The 2,249-nt window shown below is 32.9% G+C and carries 4 protein-coding genes; 3 read left to right on the forward strand and 1 reads right to left on the reverse strand.

Annotated features, from left to right (window positions below; all coding sequences use genetic code 11):
- Positions 1–64: 64 nt before the first annotated feature.
- Positions 65–472, reverse strand: a complete 408-nt coding sequence (locus NR125_RS29090) for a DUF3888 domain-containing protein (RefSeq protein WP_256816836.1) — start codon at positions 470–472, stop codon at positions 65–67.
- Positions 473–649: 177 nt separating this feature from the next.
- On the opposite strand from NR125_RS29090, the gene NR125_RS29095 reads away from it, so the two are divergent.
- The 3 genes from NR125_RS29095 to NR125_RS29105 all read left to right on the forward strand — a co-directional run bounded on the left by NR125_RS29095 (position 650) and on the right by NR125_RS29105 (position 2,099).
- Positions 650–1,024, forward strand: coding sequence for a hypothetical protein (locus NR125_RS29095; protein ID WP_256816837.1), 375 nt, complete (start codon positions 650–652; stop codon positions 1,022–1,024).
- 156 nt (positions 1,025–1,180) lie between these two features.
- A complete protein-coding gene (locus NR125_RS29100; RefSeq protein WP_256816839.1) occupies positions 1,181–1,612 on the forward strand; it encodes a DUF4279 domain-containing protein in 432 nt (143 codons plus the stop codon).
- Positions 1,613–1,757: 145 nt separating this feature from the next.
- Positions 1,758–2,099, forward strand: a complete 342-nt coding sequence (locus NR125_RS29105; RefSeq protein ID WP_256816838.1) for a hypothetical protein — start codon at positions 1,758–1,760, stop codon at positions 2,097–2,099.
- Positions 2,100–2,249: the final 150 nt, after the last annotated feature.

The raw sequence follows: 2,249 nt of genomic DNA on the forward strand, positions 1-2,249 counted from the left end.
TAAGACCAAATAAAAAATGGTCAACCAGAAATATCTGGTGACCTTATAATACGAAAGTGGCAGTTTAGTTGAAGGAGATTCCTCTGCATTCAGTTACTTCGTTAGGCTTTAACCTTCTGCTTTTGACATCAATAGCTCGCCACTCCATACTATATTTATTACTAAAAGTGAAAGTAACTAAATCATATGGGATATCGTGAGCACCTTCAAATGTTGTTACCTGCACGGTGACATTAAAGTAGCTGTAGGTTTCGTATGGTTCCACCTTTTTGATTTGGAGAATCCGATCGCAATAAAACTGCTTCGGTTTACCGAAATGTTTTTCGAGTGCTTTGTCAATGGATGGCCAAAGCAAATTGAGGATCACATCATCACGCAACTGTACATCATTTTTAGTTACGGTTTCGGCTTGAACGGGAGAACAAGAGAAAAGAGTTAAGCAGGCGACCAATATTAAAAGGCTTTTTTTCATGAGAATCCTCCATTTAATGTTGTTCTTATTATCAACAATTAAAGAAATTCTTATTAAAGTAACGAGTACTTATGTTCCAGATCAGCTGCCAAAACCAGGCGGTTTTTCTATTCCATAAAAGGGGCAGGTTTGTGGAAGAAGAAATGTTAAAATAGTGATAAAAAAGGTGATGGTAAAATGCCTATATTTCCAGAAGAAAACGACTTTCTTTCGTTATTTGAATCGGAACCAATGTTATATGATTCTACCTCAAATAGCTTACCTTTTTATTATAATGAAGCAACCTACAAGTTTTCCAATGGAGAAGAAGCATTTATTGTTAAGCTTTCTCCTTCCAATGGTGAAGTAAAAATACAGGTAACTCAGCTTAGTTCAAATAGATTGTTATCACTTTTGAATCTAAAACGAGTCGAAAAATTTGAAATTACAGCAGATAAGAAAGACCGTGCCGGTGTGCTATTAACAGTAGTTAATGAGGATTCTCAACAAACTATTGAAATTGATTTTAAGCCGTATTTTAAACTGATTTTAAAAGAACATTTAACTCGGTAACATGAAATCTTAGTTAAGCTTAACGGGTGGAAGAGTTGAAAAAAGTGTTGTTATTCTAGGCAGCCATTTTTCTTAATGAACAAACGGGGCAGGTTTGTGGAAGAAGGATAATATAATAAAAACAGAAAATATAAACATTTGGAGGGGAAAATTAGCTTGGACAAAACTCAAGTAATGGTTTACTTCAGTTTATACGGAGATGAGTTTTCATTAGATGACGTAACTGAAAAATTAGAAGTAACACCTACTGAAACTTATAAAAAAGGTGATTTAATTCCAAACCGTTCAACTGCTTGTTATAGAAAAGAGACAAGTTGGGATTTAGGGACAGGCTACCAGGTTTCGCTTGATGTGAATAATCAACTCCAGCAAATTATAAATAAACTACAAAATAAGTCATCAATCATTAACGAAATAAAAGAGGCATACTCCGTGGAGTGTAAACTCTCAATCGTCGTTAAAATAGAAGAGGGAAATACCCCTGCTTTATATCTGGATAAAGACATCATAAAGTTTGCTGCAAGCATTGAAGCTGAATTGGATGTGGATTTGTACGCTAATCCTTATGAAAATGAATTTATCGACTAAAAGATACAAATTTTATTGAACATACGGGTGTTTAAGTTAAGGTTGCTTCGGCAGCCTTTTTCTTCTTCAACAAACGGGGCAGAATAATTGAATAAGAAAAATAGAAAATATTAAGAATGCATATTCAAACAAGTAGGGGGTAATTATGACTGTTGATAAAAAACTTAACCAATTTACATTAGTAGATGTTATTGAAAGAAAAATACATTTCACAAATACAAATACTATATTCGATAAAACAGATTATAAAGATAATGATGAAGGTGAATTGCTGGCTTATAATGAAATGTTGACGGATGTTAAAGAAATGAAGGAAAATGATTTTGTCAGTAAGTACCTAAATATAATAAATAAACTTGCAGTACAGTTTGAAAACGAAGAGTTTACAGATAAAAGAGAGATAGACAAACTGTCTGGATATAATAATGCAATTGTCTCTATCTTAAAGTGTATAAACCCGATTTATGAGTATGATTTTGAAGAGTAGTCTAACGAAATTCTATTTGTTTAAATGAACTAACAGTTCCTTATATTCAAGATTAGCTGCCCATATCAGGTAGCTTTTTCTTTATTAACAAACGAGGCAGGTTTGTGGAATAAGAAATGCTAAAATAATGTTAATTAGTTTTGGGAGGAA

Origin of the sequence: Cytobacillus sp. Bac17 (genome assembly GCF_024519925.1) — a bacterium.
Lineage (GTDB): Bacteria > Bacillota > Bacilli > Bacillales > Cytobacillaceae > Cytobacillus > Cytobacillus pseudoceanisediminis.

Coding starts and splice junctions, on each gene's coding strand:
- NR125_RS29090 (WP_256816836.1), bottom strand. CDS start 472: ATGAAAAAAAGCCTTTTAATATTGGTCGCCTGCTTAACTCTTTTCTCT.
- NR125_RS29095 (WP_256816837.1), top strand. CDS start 650: ATGCCTATATTTCCAGAAGAAAACGACTTTCTTTCGTTATTTGAATCG.
- NR125_RS29105 (WP_256816838.1), top strand. CDS start 1,758: ATGACTGTTGATAAAAAACTTAACCAATTTACATTAGTAGATGTTATT.